Here is a 25,523-nt window from a genome sequence, read left to right as displayed (position 1 = left end):
AAAAAAAAGAACTAAAAATAGCCCAAAACCTTAGTTTAGTTATTAATGATAAGAAAATAAGACTATTTTTGCTCATGACTTAAATGACTTTGTGAAAAGTCATGCCTAGGGCCATTTCATTTTTTTCGAAATGGGTAGTAGTAACATTTTTGACGCACTTTAAATCGTTTTTTAAGATGGGAACACCACAAGACGAAACTCAATCAAATGAGTTAAACGAGCAAAATTTGACAGAGGAAACAACTTCACAGATCGAGGATGTAGCAGACATGGAGGATGTAGCAGACTTCGGTGATGATGAAGCCACTTCAGTGGAAGAAGAATTACAGGAAGACAAAGACTTTACTGGATTCGGAAAACAAGAATTATTAGACGAGATCAAGAAGATTGTGAACTCTTCTGATGTCGTAAAAGCAGAAAAGATTTCTAAGAAAATCAAAGAAGCTTTTGATCCAATCGTAAAAGAGGAGGAAGCAGCTGCAAAGGCAGAGTATTTAGAAGCGAATGGTAACACAGACGGTTTCGAATACCATAATGCAGATATCAAATCATTCAACGATGCTTTTTATGCTATCAAGAATGCAAGACGTCAGCATTTCGAGCAAATGCAGAAAATGAGAGAAGATAACCTGAAGAAGAAAAGAGCCATCATCAATCAGGTAAAAGAACTTATTGAAAGCACTGACGATAAAGGTGTGATGTCAAAAGTGAAAGATCTTCAGAAAGATTGGAAAGCAACTGGCGCAGTTCCACAGCAATATGCTGATGAAATATACAAAACTTATGGTGCATTATTGGATCGTTTCTACGACCAAATGTCTATTGAGTTTGAATTAAAAGAATTGGACAGACAACACAATCTAAAAGCGAAAAAAGCACTTATCGAAAGAGCTGAGAAACTTTTAGAAGTGGAGAACATTTCAGAAGCAGTTGTATTATTAAACAACTTGCACGAGGAATTTAGATCAATCGGTCCAGTTCCTAAAGACGATAGAGACTCTATCTGGAACGCTTTCAAAGAGATTTCGGATAAGATCTACGAAAAGAAAAGACAATATGCAGAAGAGTTTAAGCAAGTGTTGGATCAAAACATGAAACTTAAGCAAGCATTATGTCTTAAAGTGGAGCCATTCTCAACTTTTGATACAGATAGAATCAAAGAGTGGAATGAGGAAACAAAAAGTTTGTTAGCTGTTCAAAAGGAGTGGGAAGCAATTGGTCCTGTTCCAAGAGAAGTAGCTTCAGGAATCAACAAACAATTCTGGGCAAACTTTAAGCAATTCTTCGCTAACAAAAACAAATTCTTCGAAGTATTAGAAGCACAAAGAGCTGAAAACTTAGAGAAGAAGAAAGTTCTAGTAGCAAAAGCAGAAAAGCTAAAAGAAAGTTCTGATTGGAATGCAACAGCTGACGCTTTAATCGCTTTACAAAAAGAGTGGAAGTCCATCGGTCCAGTTCCAGAGAAATTCAGAGATTCTGTATATGCTGAGTTCAAAGCAGCTTGTGATGCTTTCTTCGAAAGAAAGAGAAACAAGAGAAACGAAGAGAACAAAGAATATGCTGAGAATCTTAACAAGAAGGAAGAAATTATTCTTGAGTTAAATAAACTAACTGAGGATAAGACGAAATTCGATCAAACTCTTCTTGATGAGAAAACTGAAGCATTCTTTGCTATCGGATTTGTTCCAAGAAAAGAGAAAGATGCTATCGTTGATAAATTCGTAGCAGCTGTTGAAGCATTTGTAGCCACTGCAGAAGAATTAGACGAGAAAGGTAAACTTCAAGCTTTAGCAGGTATCTTTAACAAGATTCCTTCAGGTGGTAGAAAGTTCAGAAACCAAGAGCAAAATATCAGAAACAAGATTAAAACTCATGAAGACGATATTGCACTTTGGCAAAACAACTTGGCTTTCTTCGCTAACTCTAAAACTGCTGATAAATTATTATCAGAGTATAACGAGAAAATCGAAGCTTCTAAAGCGGAGTTGAAGAAGTTGAAAGATCAATTAAGAGTGATTCAATCTATCGAAGATTAATCATTTTGATATAAAATTAAGGAAGCCTTACTAATTTTTTAGTAGGGCTTTTTTATGTATTTCTAATACCTAAATGAAAGATATCACCTGATGTGTTAATTCGATATCAAACAATTTAAGATTTTTTAAATGTTTGAGTTGAAACAAAATATTTTCGTAAGCGTTTGATTTATTATAAGTTAGATGAATGCGCTTAGTAGATAATAAGATATTAAGAGAGTTAAATAGATCACCTCTTTGTTAATGACAAAGAGGTGATTTTTGTTTTTATAAATCTAGATTCATTTTAATACCAGCTCTAAACCATCTTCCAGGTTGAGGAATATTTCCAAAATCATAATATTCTTGGTTGAAGATATTTGATGCTTCTGTATAGAAATACATCATTTTGTACTGATAACTTAATCTTAAATCTACAGTAGTAAATGGTTTGTATTCTGTTTCTGATGGGTTGAAATCTGCATCGTAAGCAGTATAACTACCATTTCTATCTTGGTATACTAATTTCCAATCGGCAATCAGATTATCTAAGAATACTTTATGTTTGATACCTACAGTCACTTTATGGTTAAGATGGTCTAAAGCATAATTAGACACCAATGAATCGGCAGCAGACTTATCCACTTTCAATCCTAAGTAATTAACAGTAACTGATTTTAACGTTGATTGTTTGCCCAATACTTGCTCGAAATTAAATACAGTATTTAAAGTAATACCTTGTGTATTTAATTCTGTCAAGTTTTGAGCTTGCCATTTATCTTCAGAAGGGTATTTCACCCAATCAATAATATTTTTACCATATCTAATGAAGTAAGAAGCACTTGCATGAATCCATTTACGGTCTAATTTAGCACCCGCTTCATAGGTAGTTGCTCTTTCTTCTTTTAGATCAGGGTTACCAATATTAGTAGGACCTTGATAATATAAATCAGTATAGGTTGGGATACGCATTGCAGTGTTTGCTGTACCAAATAATCTAACTGATTCATTTAACGCATAAGAGATATCTAAACCAGGGAAGACATCAAATCCATCGCTAGATTCTGCTAACTGAGTATTGTAGTTAAACATTAAACCAGCAGAAGCTGTAAATTTTTTCCAAACAACATTATGCTCAAGAAATAAAGAGTAGTTAAAACGATCTTTCCCTTTTGTATATGCAGTATTATCTACACCATCAATAGAAACGGGGTCATCAAGATCTTCACCCAATACATTACTTAAGATACCTTCGTAACGGGCATCAAAACCAATAGAAGTTTTACCAAATTTAGATGGGATGATGGTATTCAGATTAAAGCCCATGGCATCCATTTGATGGTAGTTATGGTTCGTATACCAACTTGCAGGATTATCTCTATACAATTCAAATCTATCGTAGGTTCTATTCCAATATACTGTTGGGCTTACTTTAATTTTACCATTATTCGTAAATCTTAAAGAGCCATGATATAATTTATTTCTTTCGTACTGATTAGGGTATAACGGAGTGTAAAATGAATTAGCTCCAAATCCTTTATCAGATATACCAGCAGTTAAGTCAAAAGTACCCTGCTTTACATCGTAGCTACCGTGGTAATAGAAAGTAACATCTTCAAAGTCTGTATTATCGATGTATCCATCACTTTTCTTGTATGAACCAGTAATAAGGTGTCTTGTTTTACCCGAAGTAAGGTTAACTCTACCGGTATATTTTTGTAAGCCATATTCACCTGCCATTACATGTGCATAGATATTATTTTTATCAAGTGGTTTGGTTTGTACATTAATCGCTCCGGTAAAAGCGTTAGCACCAAAGACTCTAGAAGCAGGACCTTCTAAAACTTCAACAGCATAAGCGGCTTCAAGATCTACAGGAAGGAATAAATTTAAGTGACCCGTTTGTGGGTTGTTCATATTGATTCCGTTCAAAAGAATTAACGACTGATCAAATGAACCACCACGAATACTTACATCTCCTTGAACCCCCATAGGGCCCCTAGAACGCATGTCAACACCTGCAACATACCCTAAAACTTGATCAAAACTTTGAGCAGGCATCGCCTGTAGTTCTTCTTGAGGAATGTAAGTAACTATTCTTGCTTGTTCAGAAAATGTTTGAGGTACACGACCCGAATTAATGGTAACCTCGTCTAGATAATATTCTGATAATTTAGTAGAATCTGATTCTTGTGCGTAGCCCACAAGACTCAAAAGTACGAAAATGAATGAACAGTGAAACTGTAAAAATGTTTTCATAATTGTGGATAGGATATCCGAAAAAAATATGTGAAATAAATAAAATGAGTAGGTCTCACTTTGAGGAATAAAGGAGACAGTCTACTAATAAAAAAGGAATGTAGAAAGTTAGTCAATCAAAGGGTCATCATCGTCTTTTTGAAGTCCGATGAACATTATTCTTGGATGATTTTCGATGACACAAGGAGTGAGTTGTACCGTTTTTTTAACGACACAGATTTTTACCACCTTTTTCAAGGTGTTAAAAATTGAATACCCTTTTCTTGACCATCGTTTAAAATAAATCATTCTCTTTTTAAGATTTTGCTTTAGATGTAAGCGTTAACCCTATGTTGATAATGCAAATTTAGGCATCATTAAAATAGGTTCAAGTAAAAGAGGTAGGTAATGATTGTTAATGTTCCGATTATTTCATCGAATATATTTTTTGTCTCAAAACGTTGAAAATCATTCCCATATTTAATTGATTATCATCATCCGTTTTCACATCAATAGTACTTTGATTTTGATGATTTATCTCCATGAGACGAATTGCTCTGAAGGTGTCTTCAGAATTATAAGATAGATTTTGATTGAAATGATCAACCAAATCAAATAATTGTTTGTCTGAAGATGCGACTACCTCAGTTTCTAATTCTTGATTTGAAAATAGTTTTTTGATCTTATTTTTCAGTTGACCTGAAAACATTGATGACTTTACGTTGTTCTCCTGAAGAACATTTGATGAGACATGTATATTATTTTGTCCTACTACAATCTGAGAAAATAGGCAGAATAGTATGATTGATAATAGATGTTTCATAGATTAGTTCGATTGATAATTAGGTAATATTTAAATTGTTTCAAATCAAAAGGTTAACCGTTTGTTTGATACAATACAAAATTAGAAAATTGTTTTCAAAATATTAGTTGATATCAAACAATAATTCGTTTTATTAGCGCTTATTAAATAAAATCATGATCGTAGTAACTGGAGGTTCAAAAGGAATCGGAAGAGCAATTGTAGAAAAATTTGCTAAAGATGGAGTAGACGTAGCAGTATGTGCTAGAAACTTAGAATCACTACAAGAATTAAAAGATCAATTATCGCAATATGCTGAAATCCATATTTTTCAAGCAGATGTGTCTAAGAAAGAAGAGTGTCAGAAATTTATAGAAGAAGTAAAATCACTTCAAAAACCAATTGATATTTTAGTAAATAATGCCGGAGTATTTGTTCCTGGTGCTATCTACGAAGAAGAAGAGGGAGCCTTCGAAATGATGATGCAAACCAATATGTATTCAACCTACTACATCACAAGAGGTTTTGTACATCAAATGATGGAAAACAAAAAAGGACATATTTTCAATATCGCTTCTGTCGCCTCTTTCATGGCTTATACTAATGGTGGTTCTTATGCTATCTCAAAACATGCCATGTTAGGCTTTTCAAAATGTTTAAGAGAAGAAATGAAACCTCATAATATCAAAGTGACTTCTGTAATGCCAGGAGCAACGTTTACTGCTAGTTGGGCAGGGGTAGACTTACCAGAAGACCGTTTTATGAAATCCCTAGACATCGCTGACCTTGTTTACTCAGCTTACAATTTATCTAACAGTGCTTGTGTAGAAGACATTATTGTTCGACCGCAGTTGGGGGATATTTAATGTTGTTTGAGGTATTTATGAAGCTTGTTGGATTTCTTTCCTTTGAAAATTAAGTTGAGGTAAGAGGTAAGAGGTAAGAGGTAAGAGGTAAGGTCGATATTTACTTCTTACTTTTTACCTCTTACTTTATTTAATGTAATAATTTTTTATAGTATCAATGGGTCCAAAAATGAAGTCTTTGCAAACACTATCTAACTAAGCCCAAACGGCTTCTCACATTCCAATATAAAATGCATTCCAAGTGGTGCAATCCTCATTTCCTCTCCTGAGTTAGAGATTTCTATGAGGCGTTTCATCATGAGGTTTTCTAGGATGATTTCTATATCTATACTGGAACAGTCTAGTTTTTCTATAGCCCATTGTTCAATACCTTTTATTTTGATCCAAATACGAGAGGTTTCATATTCTATGAAAGATATTTTTTTGAGGTAGTGAAGGATTTCGATTTCTTCTAAGGAGGCATCCCTTAGTATTTTTACTAACGTAAGATGCTGTTTACAAGGGTTTCTGTAGGTGACAGCGTTTGAAAATAGAATGGCCCACCTTTGCTGTTGCTTAGGGAGACTTTCTAAACCACTGTCTGTAATGAAGGCATAAATTGTTTTTAAGGGTATTTTTCTAACTGGAATATTTTTCTCAATTAGAAATTTTCTAGCCATACTTATAATCGTAGAAGAATTGAGCTGCTGCCAATTATCAAAACTAATATTGTTTACTTCAGTGGTGTCTGCTATATGTTCTAAAAAACTGTAGTTATCTTGAATACTCATTATTAATGATCAGTTTCAATCATTTTCTGACAATAAATCATGCCAATTGCTTTCTTTTGAACAAATATAGTCAGAGATTTTTAATATGGCGATGGCATCAGAACACAATCCAAAAGGAGATACCCATCTATTTTGGTCACGTTTAAACACCATTGGGTGGAAAAGGTATGTTTTTTTGCTTTCATCCCATAATGGCATAACCATCCATTGATCTTCATCTTTTCTTAAGGATATCCATTTATAGTTAGGATGTCTACCTACATTTCCTAAAGTCTCTACAATATCAAATTCTATGTTTGAATCTGTAATTAAGCTTCTAAAATTGTCTAATGCACTAGTTAAGCGAACATCTATAAGTTGGAGGTGGGCAAAATAAGCACCAATAAATAAAGCGATATCTTCGGGGCTATCAGTTTTAATATATGGTGGTAAACTTGATTCAAAATTAAATAAATGAGGTTTTACCAAAAATATATCTTCATCAGGTAAATAAATAATGACCATCTGATGATATTGACCTATCGGAAAAGACGCATAAATAGGGGCTTCTACTGCTTGAGTATAATCAAACATATCATGCCACATACTAGAGAAAAAGTTTTGCTCTTCGGCAACTTGACCTTTAACTATACATATGTCATTAACTTGCTCAATTATAGCTTTTATAGAATGTAAGGTTCTGTATCTTTTTGTAGTTTTAAAGTTAATCTTTTCCCACTTTAACCATTCGTCCTTCCAATTATAAAACTCCACGTTCGGTAATCTAAGTTTGTAATCGAAGCATGACGGCATATCGAGAGTGTAACCAGGATAATAGAAATCCATGTTATGTTCTAAAGACCACTCTATTTCGAAAAGCATGGATATAAAGCCAAGTCCGGCATTTTTAAAGTCCTCATGATAAATTGCCATGAGACTGGATAAAGATTTCTCTCCAACATCAAAAAAGCTTGCGGCAGCTAATTGACCATTCGCGTAAAAGTTTATTTGCCAAGTGTTGTATGGGATTAGACCAATATCTTTGTCAGAATCTACTCCAAAGTAGTGTAAGAGAGATTTATCCTCTTCGTCAAAACGTTTTTTTCTATATTCTGTGAATAATGTTTTATGATCCTCCGTAATATTTAGGGGCTCAATAACTACTTCAAATTTGTTTCTTGTTTGCCTAATTTTCTTTCGATGAGATTTCGAAAGCATATTATTTTCTAGGCGACAACGTAACGGAAGTACTCCTTGCATCTTGTCATCAAAGTACATCATTTCGTAAGTAGCCATATTTAGGGAATGTCTAAAATACCCTTTAGCCAATAGTTGGTCGATTTCAACTGGCGTAAGTTTCTTTTCTTGTGAGGAAACAATACCAAATGCTAGTTCATAATACATTGTAAGGAAATAACTTGAAACACAGTTTGTTTGTTCCGCTTGTTTGTAAGTATTAAGAGTGTTATGTAAGATGAATAGGAGCAGAATGAGAGAAGTGACTGTCTCATAACTTCTTAAACCTCGTATCAAAAGCCCAAGGATAAATTCCTGGGTTATTGATACGAGAAAAATAGATATATGAGATATCTTCTTTTTGTTACTGTAGATAAAAGAGTAAATCTTTAATTAACAGTCTATTATAATTTTATTGATTCCATTCTGAAGGAGCAACTCTCCAAGACTTCAATGAATCGATATCCTCCGCTTTGATGTAATCTTGCTCTAAAGCCAATTCCAACATCGCATCGTAATTCGATAAAGTCACTAGAGGAATACCAGCTTCTTTGAAGTTATTTACCGATAAATCAAATCCATAAGTGAAGATAGCAGCCATACCTAAAACTTCGATACCTGCTTCTTTCAAAGCCGCCGCAGCTTTAAGCGATGAACCTCCAGTAGAAATTAAATCTTCGATAACCACTACTTTAGCACCTGCTTTTAATTCACCTTCGATCATGTTTGTCATACCATGTCCTTTTGGCTTAGAACGAACATATGCGAAAGGAATACCCAAAGCATCTGCAATTAATGCCCCCTGAGGGATACCCGCTGTAGCAACACCAACAATAGCTTCTACATCTGCGAACTGCTCTTGAATTTTAGAACTTAATGCATGTTTGATGTACGTTCTTGCGTGAGGGTGTGACAGAGAAAGTCTGTTGTCGCAATAAATTGGTGATTTCCATCCTGAAGCCCAAGTGAAAGGATCGTTTGGACGGATCTTAATAGCATTGATCTCTAATAACAAAGAAGCGACCTTTTTTGCAATAGTATTTTCCATTGTTGTTGCTAATGTATATGTTTAGTTTAAAGAGGATTTCTCTTTAATTTTACTTAAACCGAGAGAAAACAATATTTTTCTCAGCTTTTGCAAAAATAAGATACAATTTGTAAAAATTAATTGTTGATATTTGATTTATGATAAAATAATTGTCAATTAATGGTTCATGAACGCGGGCTTTCAACAAATACTTAAAAAATTTTGGGGTTACGATAACTTTCGACCTCTTCAAGAAAATATCATTAGTAGTGTTTTTAAAGGGAATGACACTCTTGCTTTATTGCCGACTGGGGGAGGGAAATCAATTTGCTTCCAAGTACCAGGTATTGCGAGAAAAGGAGTGTGTATTGTCATTACACCTCTAATTTCTTTGATGAAAGACCAAGTGCATCAATTAAATGAAAGAGGAATTCCTGCCAAAGCTCTTTACTCTGGATTATCTATCAAAGAGATGGATACATTATTAGAGAATACCGTTCAAGGGAAAGTTAAATTCTTATATGTATCACCAGAACGAATTCGCACTAAGTTATTTATTGAGCGTTTAAAACGAATGGCTGTGGGTTTATTAGTGGTCGATGAAGCCCATTGTATTTCTCAGTGGGGACATGATTTCCGTCCTCAATATTTAAAAATAGGTGAATTAAGAGAACTCATTCCAGACACTCCTGTTATTGCGGTTACAGCTACAGCTACCCAAGAAACGCAAAAAGAGATTGTGGAACTTTTGCTTTTTAAAGAAAATCACAATGTGTTTAAGGGAAGTTTTGCACGCCCTAATCTTTCGTTTTCTGTTAGCAAAGAGTTAGATACTACCCAAAAAATGCTCAAAATTCTAAATTCAGTAGAAGGGAGTAGCATTGTGTATGCGAGAACTCGAAAAATGACCAAAGATATTGCAAGTCTTTTGTTGAGTTATAACATCAATGCCGATTATTATCATGGAGGTTTAGTCCCTGAACAAAGAAGTAAGCGTCAAGATGCTTGGGTGAAGAACCATATTCGAGTAATAGTGGCGACGAATGCTTTCGGTATGGGTATAGATAAACCTGATGTGCGATCGGTCATCAATATCGGTGCACCAGAAAGTATTGAGGCCTATTATCAAGAAGCCGGAAGAGGAGGTAGAGATGGAGAAAAGTCGTATGCTGTTCTTTTGATAAAGGAGGATACAAGACAGAAGTTATTAGAGTGGGTAGAACAACGTCATCCTGATGTAAAAGTACTAAAGAAAATATATCAATGCTTGGGAAATCACTTCCGTTTAGCGGTAGGTAGTGGAGAAATGAGTTCATTCGATTTTTACCTCAAACCCTATATTCAGAAATATGAACTTCCCCCTCAAGAAACTTATTACGGATTGAAACGATTGGAGGAACATGGCATTTTGTTATTCAACGAAAGTGTATTTCATGATCCAACCCTGAATATTAAAACTACTCCAGACGATTTATACGATTACCTAATTCGTCAGCCTCACCATGAATTATTAATGAAAGGTATTTTAAGAATGTATGGAGGTGAGTTATATAATTCTTTTGTGCGTATAGACGAAAAGGAAATCGCCATGCAAAATGGTATTCCTTTAGATCGTGTGACTTTCTATTTACAAGAATTACACAATTTAGAATTGGTAGATTACCAGCCTAAAAGGGAGAAGCCTCAAGTTACGTTTTTAATTCCAAGACATTTACCAGAAAGGTTACCTATTGATCGTAAATTATTGGCCTTCAGAAAACAACAAGATTATAAAAGAGCAAAATCAATGATACACTTCATCCAAAATAAGACGAGATGTAGAAGTATTATGCTCAGAGAATATTTTGGTGATTTTGATGGAGAAAATTGTGGGGTATGCGATGTCTGTATAGAACAAAAGAAAAAGAAATCGTATCAAGAAGTACCGGATAATTATAAAGCTGAAATATTGAAGGTATTAAAGGATCAGCCGATGTCGGTACACGAATTGGAATCTGAAGTAGCACCTATCAACTTAGATTATTTTGGGAAGACCTTGTCCCGGCTATTTGATGAAAAGACGTTACATTGGAATGAAGAGAAAAAAGTAGCAATTGCATAAAAAAAAGAAAACACTCACATATGTAAGTGTTCTCTCCTCGACAATTTCATTAACTACAACAATCTTTCTACTTATAACAACGAATAAGTGTTAATTAGGTTGCGAAAAATTGTAATAAATTTGAATTTATTTGTTAATAACTGCCTTGTTGATGCTTTTAACTAGGGCAGGACCTTCGTAAATAAAGCCAGTATATACTTGCACTAACTTCGCTCCAGCTTCTAATTTTTCGATAGCGTCTTCAGCAGTATGAATACCACCCACGCCAATTATATCTAATGTTTTACCCGATTTCTCGTATAAATACTTAATTACTTCTGTTGATCTATCGGTCACAGGCTTACCTGAAAGGCCACCCATACCAATTTCTTCGACTCTCGTTTTATCTGTAGTTAAGCCCTCTCTGCTAATTGTAGTATTCGTAGCTATCACTCCATCAATTTTTGTTTCCTGAACTACCTCCAAGATGTCATCCAATTGCTCATTTGTCAAGTCCGGAGCAATCTTTAAAAGGATAGGCTTAGGATTGGATTTTTGAGAGTTCAAGTTCTTTAAAGTTCCCAAAAGTTCTTTCAAAGGTTCTTTGTCTTGAAGGGCTCTCAAATTAGGAGTATTAGGTGATGAAATATTGACAGTGAAGTAATCCACATGATCAAATAATGCATTGAAACCTTTCGTATAATCGTCCACTGCATTCTCATTTGGCGTCACTTTGTTCTTGCCAATGTTACCACCAACAATCACATTTGACTTTCTTGTCTTCAAACGCTCTACAGCAGCTTCCACACCTTCGTTGTTAAAGCCCATACGGTTAATCAAACCTGAATCTTTTGGTAATCTAAAGATCCTTGGTTTATCATTACCTGGCTGAGATACTGGCGTTAAAGTACCAATCTCAATAAAACCAAAACCGAAGTTGGCAAACTCATCAATCATTTTCGCATCCTTATCGAAACCTGCTGCCAATCCTACAGGAGATGGAAATTTGATACCAAATACCTCTCTTTCCAAACGAGGATCATTCACTTTATAAATCCCACGTGCAATCGATTTTGCAAAAGGAAGTGAAAACATGGTTTTTAAATAACGAACAGCAAAATGATGAATCTTTTCAGGATCTACCTGAAATAAAAATGGTCTGACTACGGATTTGTAAAAGCTCATATTGGAGTTGCCTGTTAGAAATGATTTTGACCTATGGTCTAAATAAACTGCACAAAAGTAGCTGAAAATATTTTTGTTAAAAAGGTTTTGGAAATGAAAAGTTAAAAATGAAAAGTTAATAACGTGAAATGTTAAGCGCAGCGACATTTTCGAAATGAAAAATGAAAAGTTAAAAATGAAAAACGTGAAATGTTAGGCTAACGCTCGTTTGTTTGGATATGGCTTAACTGGCGCAAATGTTAAGCGCAGCGACATTTGTGCCTAAAAAACTTTAGAGGTCTCCCGACCTCGGATAAGGTATTAAGCAGTGCATACTAAATTTACGCTCCTCATAACTCGAGCACGAGTCTGGAGACTCGCGCTAGTTAAGGAATATAACTTCCTTATGAGCCACTAATAAGATTCAGGATATCTCATAAGCTTTGGGAATAGCTCTTAGACATCTTTATTCACCAATCTATCCTCACATTTCACGTTTTTCATTTTTAACTTTTAATTTTTCATTCCCCAAAATCCTTTTCCATCTTCGCCCCAGCGATATGATAAACATTAATTAAACATTGATAGAAAATTTCCCTTTCATACCCCAATTCATTTTACGACATTTGTATGAATTTTAGATTTTAAAAATAAAAGCGTAATACTTTGAATTTACCGGAGATAAATTTAGACGATTATCAATATGAATTGCCAAACGAGAGGATTGCTGTACATCCTGCTAATCCACGTGATTCATCAAAATTAATGGTGTATAAAGAGGGGAATATTGAGCATAAAGTGTTCAGGGAAATCACCAATGAATTGAATAGCGACTACACTTTATTTTTCAATAACACCAAAGTATTGCCGGCACGTTTGTATTTTAAAAAGCCGACGGGAGCACAGATTGAGGTGTTTTTGTTGAATCCAATTGCACCGACTCGTGATATTTCTGCTGCTATGTTGGAGAAATCGGGAACGATTTGGGAGTGTGCTATTGGTAATTTTAAACGTTGGAAAGAAGATAAATTAGAAGCAGCTGTTCAAACGGAGAAAGGGATTGTGAAGTTGACGGTTTCTCATGAGGATAGAGAAAAACGTTATGTGAAGTTTGAATGGGAAGAGGAGAGCTTAAACTTCGTGGATATTATTTCTGCGGCAGGGAATACGCCTTTGCCTCCTTATATAAAAAGAACGGCTACTGAAGATGATAAGGAGACTTATCAGACAGTATATTCGAAGAACGAGGGAGCGGTAGCAGCACCAACTGCGGGACTTCATTTTACCAACGAAGTACTTGATGTCTTAAAGAATCAAGGAGTGGATGAACAGGAGGTGACACTTCACGTAAGTGCAGGGACGTTTAAACCGATCACTGCAGATAAGGTGACTGATCACGACATGCACAACGAGCAGATCATTATCACGAAAGAGAATGTGAAGGCGTTGATTGATGCGAATAAAGTGGCTTGTGTGGGAACAACTTCGATGCGAACATTAGAATCGTCGTATTGGTATGGTGTTCGTCTGCTTTTGGATAACAACTCAACATTTGATATCCAAAAGTTAGAAGCTTACGAAAGAATGGAAAGTGGTGTAGCATTGCCATCAAGACAAGAGAGTTTTGGAGCCATACTAAAGCATATGGAGGAGCATAATTTGGATACTATTCATGGAGAAACTTCTATTTTTATTATGCCGGGTTATCAATTCCAAGTCATCGACACATTGGTAACGAATTTCCACTTGCCTTCTACAACTTTGGTGTTGTTGATTGCAGCATTTATTGGAGAAGATTGGAGAAAAGTATATCAAGCAGCTTTGGATAACGATTACCGTTTCCTAAGCTATGGAGATTCTTCAATTTTGTTCAGAAAGTAAAAAAAAGAAGTAATGAATACGTCTAAATTTCCAAATAGAATCGTTTGCCTAACAGATGAGGTCACAGAGTGGCTGTACATGTTGGGAGAATCACATCGAATTGTGGGTATTTCTGCTTTTGCCGAGCGACCTGCCGAGGCGAAGTTGGAGAAACCAATGGTTTGTGGTTTCACGGGAGCGAACTATAAAAAGATTTTAGACCAAAAGCCTGATATGGTCATTGGCTTTTCGGATCTTCAGGCAGAGATCGGGGCGAGGCTGATTAAGGAAGGAATTCCGACGTTAATTACTAACCAACGATCTGTAGAAGAAATCATCAATACCTTAGAGATGATTGCCAGAATGATAGGAGCAGAGCACAAAGCCGCTGTTTATATCGAGAAGATGAGGAGTATGGTACGTAGTGCTCAGTTAAAAACAAAGCACTTGACTAACCGACCAAAGGTATATTTTGAGGAGTGGAACTCTCCTTTGATTACAGGAATTAAATGGGTATCTGAAATGATAGAACTTGCCGGAGGAGAAGATGTTTTCTCTGAATTGAGCGTTCATCAATCTGCCCAAGAAAGAGTGCTTTTCGATTTTAATCAAGTAATTGATAAAGCACCGGAAATAGGCCTGTTCTGTTGGTGTGGAAGGAAATTTGATGAAGCAGAGTTGTTAAACCGAAATAACATCAATCAAGTACCTTTCTATCAAACAAAAGATTATCAAGAAGTTGATCCATTGTTTATGCTTCAGCCAGGACCTGCGGCAATTTTAGAAGGCTTGCCTTTCCTGGAAAGAATCATAGAAGATTACAATAACAAGAAATAAGACGTATATTGATGTACGCCTGAAAATGAAAAATAAATAAAGATGAGTATCATTTATCCACAACAAGACGCTTCTCATTTAAATGAGAAAGACCCTGAACAAATTAGAATTCATTCCATCGAAACTTTTGGTACCCACGACGGTCCAGGTATTCGTTTTATTGTATTCGTTCAAGGATGTCAGTTTAGATGTTTGTACTGCCATAATCCCGATACATTCGATGTAAAAGGAGGCAAGTTTGTAACATTGGATGAAATCGAAAAAAGAGTATTACGTCAGCGTCCTTATTTTGGAGATGATGGAGGTATCACGATTTCTGGTGGAGAACCATTATTACATAGAACCAAAATCTTGACATTGTTTAAAAGACTAAAGGAAAAAGGCATCCACACTTGCCTAGATTCTAACGGACGATTAGTCAACAAACAAGTCGAAGAACTTCTAGAATACACAGACCTTTTGATGTTGGACGTAAAGCATATCAACGACGATTGTCATCACAAATTGACCTCAGTTTCTAACGGGCCTACCTTAAAGTTGGCGGAAATGAGAGAGAAACAAGGTAAGCCAATGTGGATTAGATATGTATTGGTACCAGGTTGGTCGGATCAAGAAGAATACCTTCACGAATTAGGTCAGCATTTTAAGGATTACAAAACCATCGAGAAAATCGAAATCCAACCTTACCACAAACTAGGCGTCCATAAATGGGAAGCCATGGGAATGGAATACGGATTGGAAGGCGTTGAACCTCCAACGAAAGAACAAATTGAAAAAACGGTAGAGATCTTCTCTCAATATTTTAAAGAAGTTCATGTGAACTAAATAAGAAGGACCAATGATATAGCGATGTATTGTTGGTCTTTTTTTATCTCAATTTCTCTTAGTTCGCAATAATCTTTTTTTAAATTTGCATATGACATTAATAGAAACAATTCAAGAATATAAAGCAATTGGTATTGAGAAAGTGGTTGATTTTGAAAAATTCAATAACTATACAATTACAGCTCACAGTACTCAAGTGGAAGGATCAACATTAACCTTTGATGATGCCACTCTTTTATTGGATGAGGGTTTAACTCCTAAAGGGAAGCCATTTATCCACTCTCAAATGGTTACTGATCATCACAAAGCTTTATTATTTATAAAAGAACAAGTTTCAAAAAAGAGATTAATCACTCCTGAGTTTATTAAAGAGATAAATGCCTATGTTATGAAATCCACTGGTAGCCTTTATAATACAATATTAGGAGAAGTGGATAGTAGCAAAGGAGAATATAGAAAAGGAAGCGTTTATGCAGGTCAGAGGTACTTTGTTAATTATCAGAAAGTAGAGGGATTAGTCAATAAATTGTGTAAAACAATATCAGATCAATTAAAAAAGGAATCTATAACTATTGATGATAAAATTAATTTATCCTTTTATGCTCATTTCGAATTAGTAAGTATACATCCTTTTTATGACGGTAACGGAAGGACATCAAGATTATTGATGAATTATCTCCAAGCTCTTTTTGAATTACCTATGTCTGTAGTCTTTAAGGAAGATAAGCTCGAGTATATTCAAAGTCTGGAAAAATCTAGAGAAGAAAGCGATTTGAATTATTTTTATGATTTCATGAGAGAACAGTACCAAAAGCTACTAAGTAATGAGATAAAAAAATACAAAGTTCAAAATGATGGAGAGGGGTATAAAAGTTTAGATTTTTAATTTTCTACTTTAATAAGATACAAGCAAACTTATCTCTTATGAAGATGAATAAATTATTATTCCTAATTATATTTTTCACAACCTTAGGAAACCATGTCTTTTCACAAGATAAAATTTTAAGGTCAAAGAAAATAAACATAGAATTCTCTGATATTGATACTAAAGATAATTTTGAAATCTTCCTAGTAGGAGAAAGTGTATTAAAAAGTGAATTTCAATTTGTAATTTCAAACGGAGATGAACTCTTATATGAGTTATCTATTCCTTCAACAGAATTAATAAAGCATAATACAGGAGTCAATGATGAAGCATCAATTTTAAAACGATTTGATGACTTTTTGAATACCAACCATTTCATCAAGAATCCAATATCAGAAGATGATAAATACGACGAAGACTATAATTATAATATTACAGAAGAGGAATGGAATGAATTAAAGAACTGTAAAACATAGGTTGTATGGCTTTTTCATATCAAGTTTCTGATGAATCTATCATTCAAATAGTATACTTAAAATCTAGGGGATATATTGTTGAGTATTTTGTTTGTTGTTAGGGGTTTAATACTTATAGTGAAAACGACACTCTTATCTTCTAACTACTCATCATTTAAATATTTGACATATTTTTAATTATTGTTTGATATTAAGCTTGATTAAATAGTTGTATTGATTTATAAGATATAGATAATCAAGGTTGTTAATCTTATTTTCGAATTATTGAAGAAGTAAAATATATATGACAAATTATTTACAAGTAAAACTATTATTGATTTTAATTACTTTAAACACTCAAGAGGTAAGTATCGATATAAATGATATTTATCTAAATTCAATCAATATTTTATCTCTTAATAAAGAAACATTATTTAAAATTAAAGGGAATCCAGATGATATAGAAATATTTTTTGACCCAATTGTTGATGATGATACAACTTTCGTTTACCATTACAAAAATGAATATTATGAGTTTAAATCAGGAGATTTAACAAAGTTTTCTCTTGACTGCAATAATGTACAACTACAAAATGGTGTTGATTTTTGTGATATTTTTTTGTTAAAAGAAAAGTATCCAAAGTTTTTTATGGAAAAGTTGAAATCTAGTGAGCATAACTATGATGTTTATTGTTTTGTTCTTTCCAACAATTCAAAACTTGTTGATTCTTATATTGATTTATATGTCCAAAATGATAGAGTATTTAAAATCAAGTTTTGGACTGATCTATAAAGTAACATGAGTTAACTATTCTCGAACAATACATATTTTATGTCTTTTGATTTATCTCAAACAAATAAAATAAAACATGAAACTAAAACTCTTCAGCATTCTATTTTTCACTGTAATAACAAATACCTTCTCACAAACAGACCCTGAAACATCTTCATCCGAACTTTATGAAAATGTAATAGTAATTCAGTCACCAAATACAATTAAAACTTCTGTTGATGATATCGAGGAAGGACTTTATGAAGTAATTAAGATTGATGAATTAACTGATTTCTATTTAATATTCATTAGAAATGATGAAAGTAGAAAAACGATCTATTCAGAAAAAAGAATGAAGTTTAAAGGGACCCAAATAGAAGTAGGGAAGTCCTATATATTTAAACTATTCTGTAAAGATGCTTTTGATGATGGAACGTGTGTTCCAACTGTTATGAATGTTACATATTTCAATAAATACACAGGAGCAGATTTGGGAGAGTTGAAAAAAGCACAAGGGTTAGTAGGGTTAATGTTAGATTAAAAATAAGAATTGATAAAGTAAAAAATTATGTTTAAGACAAATAGTTTATTTAAGGTAATATCACTCTTAATTTTGTTTTCTTGCTCCGATATAGAAAGAAACTATTATTCTAATGGAGTTATTCAAGAAGAATTTAATCCAACAACAGGAGATAAGTTTTTTTACGATACAACAGGACTTAAAATAGGCGAAATTAAAAGAATAAGTGAAAACGAAGAACTTTTAAAAGAATATTTTTCAACAGGGAACGTAAAATTAATATCTGAACGAAAAAATGGTAAATTTCACGGAGAAACTACATCATTTTGGGAAAATGGCAATCTAAAACATATTGTAACTTATTATAATAATGCAAAGAAAGGGGAGCTTAAAATTTACTCAGAAAAAACACCAAATAAATTAATTTTTATTGATTACTATGAACCTTTAGGCATTATCGAAGATACAGATGATGTCCTTATATCAAGAACAATTGTAGATTCTAGTGAAACAAACTTGAAAACATATAGTTTTATTGATGAAAGAGTATCTATTAAAAACCCATCTGTAGGGGATACAGTTGTTACAACATTAACTTGTAATCAAGAATCAGAAAAAGGTTATAACTTAGTACTTTTAGGCGATTTTGATTCACTATTTTCAATTAAAAATAATGCAAAAATTGATACAATAAGTATTAAAGAAAATACTTTATCATTTGAACACATTTGTAAAGAAGAAGGGGAAAGAATATGGAGAGTTATTTTTATTATGAAGAATGGTAATTACGTATATTATTTTCCATATGAGATTAAAATTAATATATCGGCTTAACAAACAGATTAATTGTAACACATAACTAACTATATACTTTTATAATCAACAAAATACTCATATGATACTATCAACGAATAATATAATAACAAATAGATTTGGCTTTGTTTTTCTTAGTTTGTTTTCAATTGTATTATTGTTTTCAGTTTTTAATAATATAGATTCTTTTTATGAAGATTATTATCTTCTGATACCTTTTACACTTCAAATATTTCTATTTTATACTTTTATATTTATTCCCAAAACTATTTATTTCGATCGTGATTCTATCACTGTATATGGTTTATTCAAATCAAAAGAAATCTATTATAAGCAGATTGAAGTTAAGAAAGTTTTTATTTGGCTTTATAAAATTAATGTCGATTCTAAATCATTTTACTTTATAGTGAATACTAAATTAATAACTAAAGCTTTTTATGAAAAAAGAAAAGTGATTAGCTTATTAAATGAGATTATTAATATCAAATAATAAAAGTGTTGCTGCAGTAGTTTAATATAAATTCTCCGCTAGATAACTCCCCACAATCACCTTAATAGAACTCAAACCAATTTCATCCACATTCACCTTATCCAAAGGGATAAATTCAATAGCACTTACATCATCGTTAGCCTGCATTGGTTCGAAGGATTCTACTCTACAGATAAAAGCCAAGTCTAAAGTATAGTAGTCGTTACCTCTAAAAGTATAGGTATTAGGAAAGGAACCGAAATAGTTCATTTCAGTGATTTTTAAATTTAGTTCTTCTTTGATTTCCCTTTTTAGGGCATCTTCTCCTTTTTCATGGATATCTACAAACCCTCCAGGAAGATCTAATGTGTCTTTTTGAGGATCAAATTTTCTTCGGGAAAGGAGTAACTCATTTTTATCGTTCAGAATTAAGGCGGCTACCGCAGCAGATGCATTGATGTATAAGTCAAAGTTACAACTGTTGCAGACGAATCGTTTTTTATCAAATATAAATTCCTTTTTGCCACATTTTGGGCAATAGGAGATACTTTCTTTCAGATGCATTAAAAAATGAGTTTAAGTGTTCTTATCGTGGCGATAAAGAACGTAAGGAAACAGAATAGACCAAAGAACAATAGCCATCCGGTGTGGGATAGGATTGATAATACTACTTGAGTATTCTCTCGTTCTTTAATAATTACTTCTTCTGCTGCTTTTAAATTAGGTAATTTATCGTCGGTAAGGTGTAGTGATAAGTTATTGAGGATATCTCCTTTTACAGCACCATCCAAACCATAAATAATGATGGATTTATCGTATTGCCTTAATAAAGTAATGTATTGTGTTAACTCTTTCCATTGAAGAGGTCTAGGATTTTCCTCTTTACTAAACGGTTTTTTCTCATTCGCAGAACCTACCACAATGTTTTTAAATCCACTTTGATAAGACTTCAATTGTGCCAAAGTAAGAATTGTAGAAGGAGTGTAGTGATTAAAGATTTCGATATATTCTTCATCATGAAGTATGTCGAAAGTACCAGTAATTTGCTTCCAAGTATCGACATTTACTTCTCTACCATCCACCATATAAGGAGAGACAATATTTACTGTTTTAAGATTATTCTTTTTGGCTAAGGATCTAAGTTTAGAATATTCAATGTCACCCTGACTTTGTATATTTCCACTGATCATGCGCTTTAAAAATACCTTAGAAACGGAGATATAACCATGATCAACAATTCTTTGATCCGTTGTGTAAGGAGCCAAACTGATGCATAAAGAATTCCATTGGAAACCATTTTTCTGTGACCAACTAATAAACTCGTTAAATCGTTTGATGTAGGCTTCAGCATTATGTGCATTAGGGAAGTATCCTTCGCCTTTATTTAATAACAGCCAAGCATGACACTCAATGCCTTTCTCTTTGAATATTTGTAAGGCCTTAGTTCTTTCTTTGGAGAAATCGATTAATCCAATATATAGCTCGGCTTCAACTTCTTTTAATTTTTCGATGGTCGATGAGTCCTCTGCAATTTCTAATAGACGAAAACCAGAGACTTCAGTCATAAAACTTAAGTCTATTTTTTTTTCTGCTAAGGATATTTGAGCTATTAATAATAGGGTAATGCTCCAAGCGATAGTCAATTTATGCATATAAGGGGTTGGTAAGTTTTAACCTAACTTACTAATGTTTTTGTTAACTATCAAGGCTTTTTTCTAATTGTTACATCCAATATCTGTGCTTGGGAATTTCTACCAAGACGATATTTCTTCCAAAAGAAAGGGTACATAGCTGCGGCTAAACCATAAAAGGCTAACCCTTGGAAAACTTGTATATCTTTTGCTTTAGTAGTTTCTTCATCTCTATTAATTGCACTAGAAATCAAGAAGCCAGAACCAATAAATACACTACCACCAAAGATCACTCGAGGAAGGACACGGGCTCTTCTTATCTCAGAAAGTTCGCTTAATGGAACTTCTGTACCTGTTTTTGAAAGATAAAACGAAGAATCTGTTAATGCATATACCTCATCAGTATACACCGCTTTTTCACCCTTCATTTTGAATTTAATCTGATCGCCTTCATAGATTTTCATACGGTTTCTACCGTAATTGTCCACAGCGATAAATTTTTGTGCTTGTACTGAAGTTCCTAGAGTTGTTAGGAAAAGTATTGTTAGAACTAGGTTTCTCATATATTTTTTATTCAAACATTAGCCATCTTACACCGTACGAAAACCCGAAGCCAGGTCCCATATAACCGGGAGTAGCCCAGTATCCGCTACGTGCATCTGCTAAATTCATTAAGTCACTTAGACGAATGAAGGCCATACATCTCCTCATTTTAAAATTAACAAAGAAATCGAGATTGAAATTACCTTCGGTTTTATAATCATTTTGAACATGGAATTGCTGAGTCACAGGATTAAAAGCATAGCCATAATAACTTGCAATATATCGGGTGTCAAAACCTGTATACAAACTCATCATACCATTTTTAAACTCCTTGAAATAGGAAAGTTCATAAGTAAAGAAAACGTCAGGAGTTGGCATCACTTCCTGATTATTATTTACAGTATAAACAGCCTGAGCAATTTGTTGTATTGGCCCAAGTCTTAATTTAAATTTTGTTCCATAACGAGAGTAGGTGATATTATCAGATAGCTGAACAGGGCGGGCATATTTATCATAATAAATATAATTTCCAATATTATTCAGCTCGCCAAATACTTGGAAATTACCTTTCTCACCAAGCGGTAACTGAGGAGCAATATGAATTTGTTGTCTTGCAATTGGGTTCATATCATTTTGCCAAGACATAAATACACTTGCAAATTGTTGAGCAAACATTGGTGCTAAGGTGTTCTGTAAAACGAAACCAGCATTTAGATATTTACTTTTTACTTCAGCATCAATATTAAAAATATTACCTTTCAATACATCATATTCTGCATGTCCTGTTAATGCACCTAACTTATTGGGTAACAATAATTCCACGTCTCCACCCAAAAATAACTGTTGATCCATGGGGATAGGAGTGTAGTCGTCAGAATTTTGTTGTTGATATCGATAGAAACGGTGTTGTATATATCCTGACCAGAAGGTAGGTCCTAATCTACTCTTAACACCTGCTTTATTGTCTATATATTCTTGTTTATATCCTACTAATGGTTTGCTACCATATTCATAATTGGTGTCTACCGGCGGTTGATAGCCTGGTTGAAATCCTGCATTATTGTCTAAAGAAGTGACATAATCATAAGTATGATCATTAAACTGATCATAATACAAACGGTTGGTAGAGATAGTTGATTCTGAGTTCGCATAGCTGTAACGATATTGATTACGGTTAAACTCATGGAATACTTGTAATCTTGCACTATCAACCAAAGCATATTGATGATACAGTTGGTAGTTTGTGTACCATTTAAATGAACTTACCCCATCAGGGAAGTAATTGGTTAACTGACCTCGACCTAAAGCAAAAAGATCGTCAGGAGTTTGATCACCTGTTACCAATTGTTTCATGGCAAGACCGCCAGATTCGGGTCCTTCATGAAAATATTGATAGAAACTGGCCATCAATTTATACTTATTGTCTTCGGACTCATAACGTGTATTTAATCCAAAAGCAGTATGTACTTGCCCGTTGTAAGAGTTACTAATTTTATCTCGACCTATAATATAGGGTTCCGAATATCTTTGGAAATACAATCCTGCAGCCCAGTAAGGATCGATGTTTCGACCAATTTGTCCACCAATTTTTCCACGGTTATCTTGTCCAACTACCCCGTTAAAATCGGTTACAGGTACATAGGCATTGTAATATTGCCAAGTATCTAAATCTAAAGCATAAGGATCGAATGCTGTAATACCCATCGATTGTCTTAGGTGGTTTACAGGTTGATCCCAATATGATCTTAATGCACTGGCATTATTTCCAAGAGTTTGATGCACATAACCTTTTTGTCCATGTACATCGTATCGATGTAAATGGGTATAAGAAGAGTCCATTACATGTTCTTCAAAATGAATTTTATAGAAATCATCTTTGGTAAGGTACCAAGTGGTTTGAGGTCCCTTTAACCATGAACTATCTTGCTCAAGAGTTACCCCATCTTTGTTGGGTTCCTGACCTTCAACAGCATCTACTTCCTTATCTTGATCATCATTTTGTGCGTAGGAGAGATGAGATAGAAGTATAAAAGATAAAAGTATATAGACTATTCTTTTCAAGATCGATTGCTTCTTAGAAAAAATATAATTGTTATTATTTATCTGAGTTCGGTGATAGATATTTTTCATCGAACACAATTCTTATTCAAAGTTATACTAAAATGAGGAGACTTTAGCAGATATCTAGTTAAAATGATAATTGTTGTGATTTATTTTAACCATTCGTACATATCATAGTGTTCTTTTGTCATGCCCATCGCCTTATAAGTATCCTGTGCTCTTTTATTGTCTTTTTCAACATACAAGCGTAGACCCATAAGATCTGCAGAAGCATCGACTTCTTTTTTCACATGTTCGTACATCATTCTAAAGATTCCTTTTCTACGATATCCTTCAATTACATAAAGAGAGTGGATCCATAACACATTGCCGCAACGCCAATCGGACCATTCGTAAAGATTAAGCATAGAAGCGACGCATTTGTCTCCGTCCATTACTAAGACATACCTTCCGATGTTTTGGTTGTCAAAGATATGCTGAACACCTCTTTTTACGGTAGAAAAATCTAATTTATAGCTTTCAGTTTCCCATGCCATATCCACTTGGAACTGAGCAATTGTTTCCACATATCGCTCGTCGGCAACAATAATATTATACTTGTTCATTTTCTGTAATTACATTAGATTCTATTCCTTTTCCATATTCTTGAGAGTACACATAGGTAAATTCAGCACCGTAAAACATAACTTGTACAGAATAAAAAGTCCAAGCCATAACGACAATAATCGGTGAGCCGGCTCCCCAATGAGAATTGGCTTGTATGTGCGTAAGGTAATAGCGAATACCAAACTGACCCACTTGAAATAAAACTGTCGTCACCACTGCACCGATAAATGCGTCTCTCCATTTAATCGTCACATCAGGAATAAATTTATAAATACTCGTAAAGAGTAAAACGGATATCAAAAGTGTAAATGTCTGACGGATACCGTATATAAAATCAACGGTTTTAGTCGTTAGCCATTCTTTTAAAAACTCTGATAACACACTTATTGCAGAATCAATAAAAACTAAAAGTAAAAACAAGCCACCCATAACAAGCACCATACTAAAGGCGATAAGTCGGTCCATAACCAATTGTTTGAACTTTTGTTTATGAAAGGGCACTTTCCAAAACTTATTCAAAGCCACCTTTAAGGTATGAAATGATAAAGTAGAGGTAAAAATTAAAGTGCCTATACTTATTGATGTTGAAATGGTAGAATCAATTTGTAAGGCGGTTAAGCTATTGATCATCCCTTCTAATTCGATAGCTACCACATCACCCGTTACCAAAGCGATCTCTTCGATCATGTCTTCTTTGATTTCATCTTCATCAAAAAATGCGGTAAGCCAAGTAAACAAGAGGTTTAGGGCGGCAGGTAATGAAATAATCGTATAGTAGGCAAGTGATGCACCATAGATATAGGCATGGTCAAGATTAAATTCTTTCCAAGCGGCAGTAATTAATCGAAAGGCCTTGAGGATCACATGTCCTACGTAATATTGTTCTAATTTTTGACGGATCAATTGATTATTCAAGATTAAAAAATGAATCTAAAGGCAATTTTATACTCACCAAAAAATGATAATTTCAATTATTCCAACAAGGTGGAGAATCAAAAGTATTTCATTGAGATTTTAGATAAATACTCTTCAATCTCTGGTTATGTAATGCAAAAATACGATTTAAATAAAAAAATGATAAAGAATAAT

General features: G+C 33.8%; 25 protein-coding genes. 12 read left to right on the top strand and 13 right to left on the bottom strand.

Annotated elements, in window-relative coordinates:
- Nucleotides 1–176 precede the first annotated feature (176 nt).
- Complete coding sequence (locus KMW28_RS11930) at nt 177–2,036, top strand: DUF349 domain-containing protein (protein WP_169663224.1); 1,860 nt, start codon at nt 177–179, stop codon at nt 2,034–2,036.
- A gap of 267 nt (nt 2,037–2,303) precedes the next feature.
- Here KMW28_RS11930 and KMW28_RS11925 read toward each other — a convergent pair whose 3' ends face one another.
- The 3 genes from KMW28_RS11925 to KMW28_RS11915 form a co-directional block, all read right to left on the bottom strand.
- The gene (locus KMW28_RS11925) at nt 2,304–4,274 is read right to left on the bottom strand and encodes a TonB-dependent receptor plug domain-containing protein (protein ID WP_169663225.1); all 1,971 of its coding nucleotides are present in this window, start codon (nt 4,272–4,274) and stop codon (nt 2,304–2,306) included.
- Nucleotides 4,275–4,382: 108 nt separating this feature from the next.
- The gene (locus tag KMW28_RS11920; protein WP_066206776.1) at nt 4,383–4,562 is read right to left on the bottom strand and encodes a hypothetical protein; all 180 of its coding nucleotides are present in this window, start codon (nt 4,560–4,562) and stop codon (nt 4,383–4,385) included.
- A gap of 118 nt (nt 4,563–4,680) precedes the next feature.
- The gene (locus KMW28_RS11915) at nt 4,681–5,076 is read right to left on the bottom strand and encodes a hypothetical protein (protein WP_169663226.1); all 396 of its coding nucleotides are present in this window, start codon (nt 5,074–5,076) and stop codon (nt 4,681–4,683) included.
- 155 nt (nt 5,077–5,231) lie between these two features.
- Between KMW28_RS11915 and KMW28_RS11910 the strand changes: the two genes are divergently transcribed.
- Nucleotides 5,232–5,921, top strand: a complete 690-nt coding sequence (locus tag KMW28_RS11910; RefSeq protein ID WP_169663227.1) for an SDR family oxidoreductase — start codon at nt 5,232–5,234, stop codon at nt 5,919–5,921.
- A 191-nt stretch (nt 5,922–6,112) separates the two neighbouring features.
- On the opposite strand, the gene KMW28_RS11905 is transcribed toward KMW28_RS11910, so the two are convergent.
- The 3 genes from KMW28_RS11905 to pyrE form a co-directional block, all read right to left on the bottom strand.
- Nucleotides 6,113–6,691 carry a hypothetical protein gene (locus KMW28_RS11905; RefSeq protein ID WP_169663228.1) on the bottom strand — a complete coding sequence of 193 codons (579 nt, stop codon included), beginning with the start codon at nt 6,689–6,691 and terminating at the stop codon, nt 6,113–6,115.
- A gap of 15 nt (nt 6,692–6,706) precedes the next feature.
- Nucleotides 6,707–8,074, bottom strand: a complete 1,368-nt coding sequence (locus tag KMW28_RS11900) for a GNAT family protein (RefSeq protein ID WP_169663229.1) — start codon at nt 8,072–8,074, stop codon at nt 6,707–6,709.
- A gap of 244 nt (nt 8,075–8,318) precedes the next feature.
- A complete protein-coding gene (gene pyrE, locus KMW28_RS11895) occupies nt 8,319–8,954 on the bottom strand; it encodes an orotate phosphoribosyltransferase (RefSeq protein ID WP_169663230.1) in 636 nt (211 codons plus the stop codon).
- A gap of 166 nt (nt 8,955–9,120) precedes the next feature.
- Between pyrE and KMW28_RS11890 the strand changes: the two genes are divergently transcribed.
- Nucleotides 9,121–11,034: a RecQ family ATP-dependent DNA helicase gene (locus KMW28_RS11890; RefSeq protein WP_169663231.1), complete on the top strand. Its 1,914-nt coding sequence runs from the start codon at nt 9,121–9,123 to the stop codon at nt 11,032–11,034.
- A gap of 126 nt (nt 11,035–11,160) precedes the next feature.
- On the opposite strand, the gene KMW28_RS11885 is transcribed toward KMW28_RS11890, so the two are convergent.
- On the bottom strand, nt 11,161–12,198 hold the full coding sequence (locus tag KMW28_RS11885; protein WP_169663232.1) for a quinone-dependent dihydroorotate dehydrogenase: 1,038 nt from the start codon (nt 12,196–12,198) through the stop codon (nt 11,161–11,163).
- 645 nt (nt 12,199–12,843) lie between these two features.
- On the opposite strand from KMW28_RS11885, the gene KMW28_RS11880 reads away from it, so the two are divergent.
- The 9 genes from KMW28_RS11880 to KMW28_RS11840 all read left to right on the top strand — a co-directional run bounded on the left by KMW28_RS11880 (nt 12,844) and on the right by KMW28_RS11840 (nt 19,614).
- Nucleotides 12,844–14,058, top strand: coding sequence for an S-adenosylmethionine:tRNA ribosyltransferase-isomerase (locus KMW28_RS11880; protein ID WP_169663233.1), 1,215 nt, complete (start codon nt 12,844–12,846; stop codon nt 14,056–14,058).
- 12 nt (nt 14,059–14,070) lie between these two features.
- On the top strand, nt 14,071–14,874 hold the full coding sequence (locus tag KMW28_RS11875; RefSeq protein ID WP_169663234.1) for an ABC transporter substrate-binding protein: 804 nt from the start codon (nt 14,071–14,073) through the stop codon (nt 14,872–14,874).
- 42 nt (nt 14,875–14,916) lie between these two features.
- A complete protein-coding gene (pflA, locus tag KMW28_RS11870) occupies nt 14,917–15,699 on the top strand; it encodes a pyruvate formate-lyase-activating protein (RefSeq protein WP_169663235.1) in 783 nt (260 codons plus the stop codon).
- Nucleotides 15,700–15,790: 91 nt separating this feature from the next.
- Nucleotides 15,791–16,585 (top strand): Fic family protein, encoded by a 795-nt coding sequence (locus KMW28_RS11865; RefSeq protein WP_169663236.1) that lies wholly within the window; start codon nt 15,791–15,793, stop codon nt 16,583–16,585.
- Nucleotides 16,586–16,629: 44 nt separating this feature from the next.
- Nucleotides 16,630–17,040: a hypothetical protein gene (locus KMW28_RS11860; protein WP_169663237.1), complete on the top strand. Its 411-nt coding sequence runs from the start codon at nt 16,630–16,632 to the stop codon at nt 17,038–17,040.
- Between the two features lie 283 nt (nt 17,041–17,323).
- Nucleotides 17,324–17,812 carry a hypothetical protein gene (locus KMW28_RS11855; protein WP_169663238.1) on the top strand — a complete coding sequence of 163 codons (489 nt, stop codon included), beginning with the start codon at nt 17,324–17,326 and terminating at the stop codon, nt 17,810–17,812.
- Nucleotides 17,813–17,888: 76 nt separating this feature from the next.
- Nucleotides 17,889–18,332, top strand: coding sequence for a hypothetical protein (locus KMW28_RS11850; RefSeq protein WP_169663239.1), 444 nt, complete (start codon nt 17,889–17,891; stop codon nt 18,330–18,332).
- A 27-nt stretch (nt 18,333–18,359) separates the two neighbouring features.
- On the top strand, nt 18,360–19,145 hold the full coding sequence (locus KMW28_RS11845; RefSeq protein ID WP_169663240.1) for a toxin-antitoxin system YwqK family antitoxin: 786 nt from the start codon (nt 18,360–18,362) through the stop codon (nt 19,143–19,145).
- A 61-nt stretch (nt 19,146–19,206) separates the two neighbouring features.
- Nucleotides 19,207–19,614, top strand: coding sequence for a hypothetical protein (locus tag KMW28_RS11840; RefSeq protein WP_215585730.1), 408 nt, complete (start codon nt 19,207–19,209; stop codon nt 19,612–19,614).
- A gap of 21 nt (nt 19,615–19,635) precedes the next feature.
- On the opposite strand, the gene KMW28_RS11835 is transcribed toward KMW28_RS11840, so the two are convergent.
- The 6 genes from KMW28_RS11835 to KMW28_RS11810 all read right to left on the bottom strand — a co-directional run bounded on the left by KMW28_RS11835 (nt 19,636) and on the right by KMW28_RS11810 (nt 25,349).
- Nucleotides 19,636–20,157: an NUDIX hydrolase gene (locus KMW28_RS11835; protein ID WP_169663241.1), complete on the bottom strand. Its 522-nt coding sequence runs from the start codon at nt 20,155–20,157 to the stop codon at nt 19,636–19,638.
- Nucleotides 20,157–21,245: a hypothetical protein gene (locus KMW28_RS11830; protein WP_169663242.1), complete on the bottom strand. Its 1,089-nt coding sequence runs from the start codon at nt 21,243–21,245 to the stop codon at nt 20,157–20,159. The genes KMW28_RS11835 and KMW28_RS11830 overlap by 1 nt, the downstream gene beginning before the upstream one ends.
- Before the next feature lie 50 nt (nt 21,246–21,295).
- Nucleotides 21,296–21,787 (bottom strand): hypothetical protein, encoded by a 492-nt coding sequence (locus KMW28_RS11825; protein ID WP_066206850.1) that lies wholly within the window; start codon nt 21,785–21,787, stop codon nt 21,296–21,298.
- Nucleotides 21,788–21,794: 7 nt separating this feature from the next.
- The gene (locus KMW28_RS11820; protein WP_169663243.1) at nt 21,795–23,828 is read right to left on the bottom strand and encodes a putative porin; all 2,034 of its coding nucleotides are present in this window, start codon (nt 23,826–23,828) and stop codon (nt 21,795–21,797) included.
- 149 nt (nt 23,829–23,977) lie between these two features.
- Nucleotides 23,978–24,433 carry a GNAT family N-acetyltransferase gene (locus KMW28_RS11815; RefSeq protein WP_169663244.1) on the bottom strand — a complete coding sequence of 152 codons (456 nt, stop codon included), beginning with the start codon at nt 24,431–24,433 and terminating at the stop codon, nt 23,978–23,980.
- Nucleotides 24,420–25,349: a YihY/virulence factor BrkB family protein gene (locus KMW28_RS11810; protein ID WP_169663245.1), complete on the bottom strand. Its 930-nt coding sequence runs from the start codon at nt 25,347–25,349 to the stop codon at nt 24,420–24,422. The genes KMW28_RS11815 and KMW28_RS11810 overlap by 14 nt, the downstream gene beginning before the upstream one ends.
- Nucleotides 25,350–25,523: the final 174 nt, after the last annotated feature.

Origin of the sequence: Flammeovirga yaeyamensis (genome assembly GCF_018736045.1) — a bacterium.
In the GTDB taxonomy this organism is placed as follows: domain Bacteria; phylum Bacteroidota; class Bacteroidia; order Cytophagales; family Flammeovirgaceae; genus Flammeovirga; species Flammeovirga yaeyamensis.
Note: the sequence above shows the minus strand (reverse complement) of the source record. Positions and strands in the feature narration are given on the sequence as shown.

Excerpts from the sequence above, each read along its gene's own strand:
- KMW28_RS11855 (WP_169663238.1), top strand. The coding sequence starts at position 17,324 with ATGACAAATTATTTACAAGTAAAACTATTATTGATTTTAATTACTTTA.
- KMW28_RS11845 (WP_169663240.1), top strand. The coding sequence starts at position 18,360 with ATGTTTAAGACAAATAGTTTATTTAAGGTAATATCACTCTTAATTTTG.
- KMW28_RS11875 (WP_169663234.1), top strand. The coding sequence starts at position 14,071 with ATGAATACGTCTAAATTTCCAAATAGAATCGTTTGCCTAACAGATGAG.
- KMW28_RS11930 (WP_169663224.1), top strand. The coding sequence starts at position 177 with ATGGGAACACCACAAGACGAAACTCAATCAAATGAGTTAAACGAGCAA.
- pyrE (WP_169663230.1), bottom strand. The coding sequence starts at position 8,954 with ATGGAAAATACTATTGCAAAAAAGGTCGCTTCTTTGTTATTAGAGATC.
- KMW28_RS11905 (WP_169663228.1), bottom strand. The coding sequence starts at position 6,691 with ATGAGTATTCAAGATAACTACAGTTTTTTAGAACATATAGCAGACACC.
- KMW28_RS11920 (WP_066206776.1), bottom strand. The coding sequence starts at position 4,562 with ATGATTTATTTTAAACGATGGTCAAGAAAAGGGTATTCAATTTTTAAC.
- KMW28_RS11865 (WP_169663236.1), top strand. The coding sequence starts at position 15,791 with ATGACATTAATAGAAACAATTCAAGAATATAAAGCAATTGGTATTGAG.
- pflA (WP_169663235.1), top strand. The coding sequence starts at position 14,917 with ATGAGTATCATTTATCCACAACAAGACGCTTCTCATTTAAATGAGAAA.
- KMW28_RS11910 (WP_169663227.1), top strand. The coding sequence starts at position 5,232 with ATGATCGTAGTAACTGGAGGTTCAAAAGGAATCGGAAGAGCAATTGTA.
- KMW28_RS11840 (WP_215585730.1), top strand. The coding sequence starts at position 19,207 with ATGATACTATCAACGAATAATATAATAACAAATAGATTTGGCTTTGTT.
- KMW28_RS11830 (WP_169663242.1), bottom strand. The coding sequence starts at position 21,245 with ATGCATAAATTGACTATCGCTTGGAGCATTACCCTATTATTAATAGCT.
- KMW28_RS11900 (WP_169663229.1), bottom strand. The coding sequence starts at position 8,074 with ATGTATTATGAACTAGCATTTGGTATTGTTTCCTCACAAGAAAAGAAA.
- KMW28_RS11915 (WP_169663226.1), bottom strand. The coding sequence starts at position 5,076 with ATGAAACATCTATTATCAATCATACTATTCTGCCTATTTTCTCAGATT.
- KMW28_RS11815 (WP_169663244.1), bottom strand. The coding sequence starts at position 24,433 with ATGAACAAGTATAATATTATTGTTGCCGACGAGCGATATGTGGAAACA.
- KMW28_RS11860 (WP_169663237.1), top strand. The coding sequence starts at position 16,630 with ATGAATAAATTATTATTCCTAATTATATTTTTCACAACCTTAGGAAAC.
- KMW28_RS11825 (WP_066206850.1), bottom strand. The coding sequence starts at position 21,787 with ATGAGAAACCTAGTTCTAACAATACTTTTCCTAACAACTCTAGGAACT.
- KMW28_RS11850 (WP_169663239.1), top strand. The coding sequence starts at position 17,889 with ATGAAACTAAAACTCTTCAGCATTCTATTTTTCACTGTAATAACAAAT.
- KMW28_RS11925 (WP_169663225.1), bottom strand. The coding sequence starts at position 4,274 with ATGAAAACATTTTTACAGTTTCACTGTTCATTCATTTTCGTACTTTTG.
- KMW28_RS11885 (WP_169663232.1), bottom strand. The coding sequence starts at position 12,198 with ATGAGCTTTTACAAATCCGTAGTCAGACCATTTTTATTTCAGGTAGAT.
- KMW28_RS11890 (WP_169663231.1), top strand. The coding sequence starts at position 9,121 with ATGAACGCGGGCTTTCAACAAATACTTAAAAAATTTTGGGGTTACGAT.
- KMW28_RS11835 (WP_169663241.1), bottom strand. The coding sequence starts at position 20,157 with ATGCATCTGAAAGAAAGTATCTCCTATTGCCCAAAATGTGGCAAAAAG.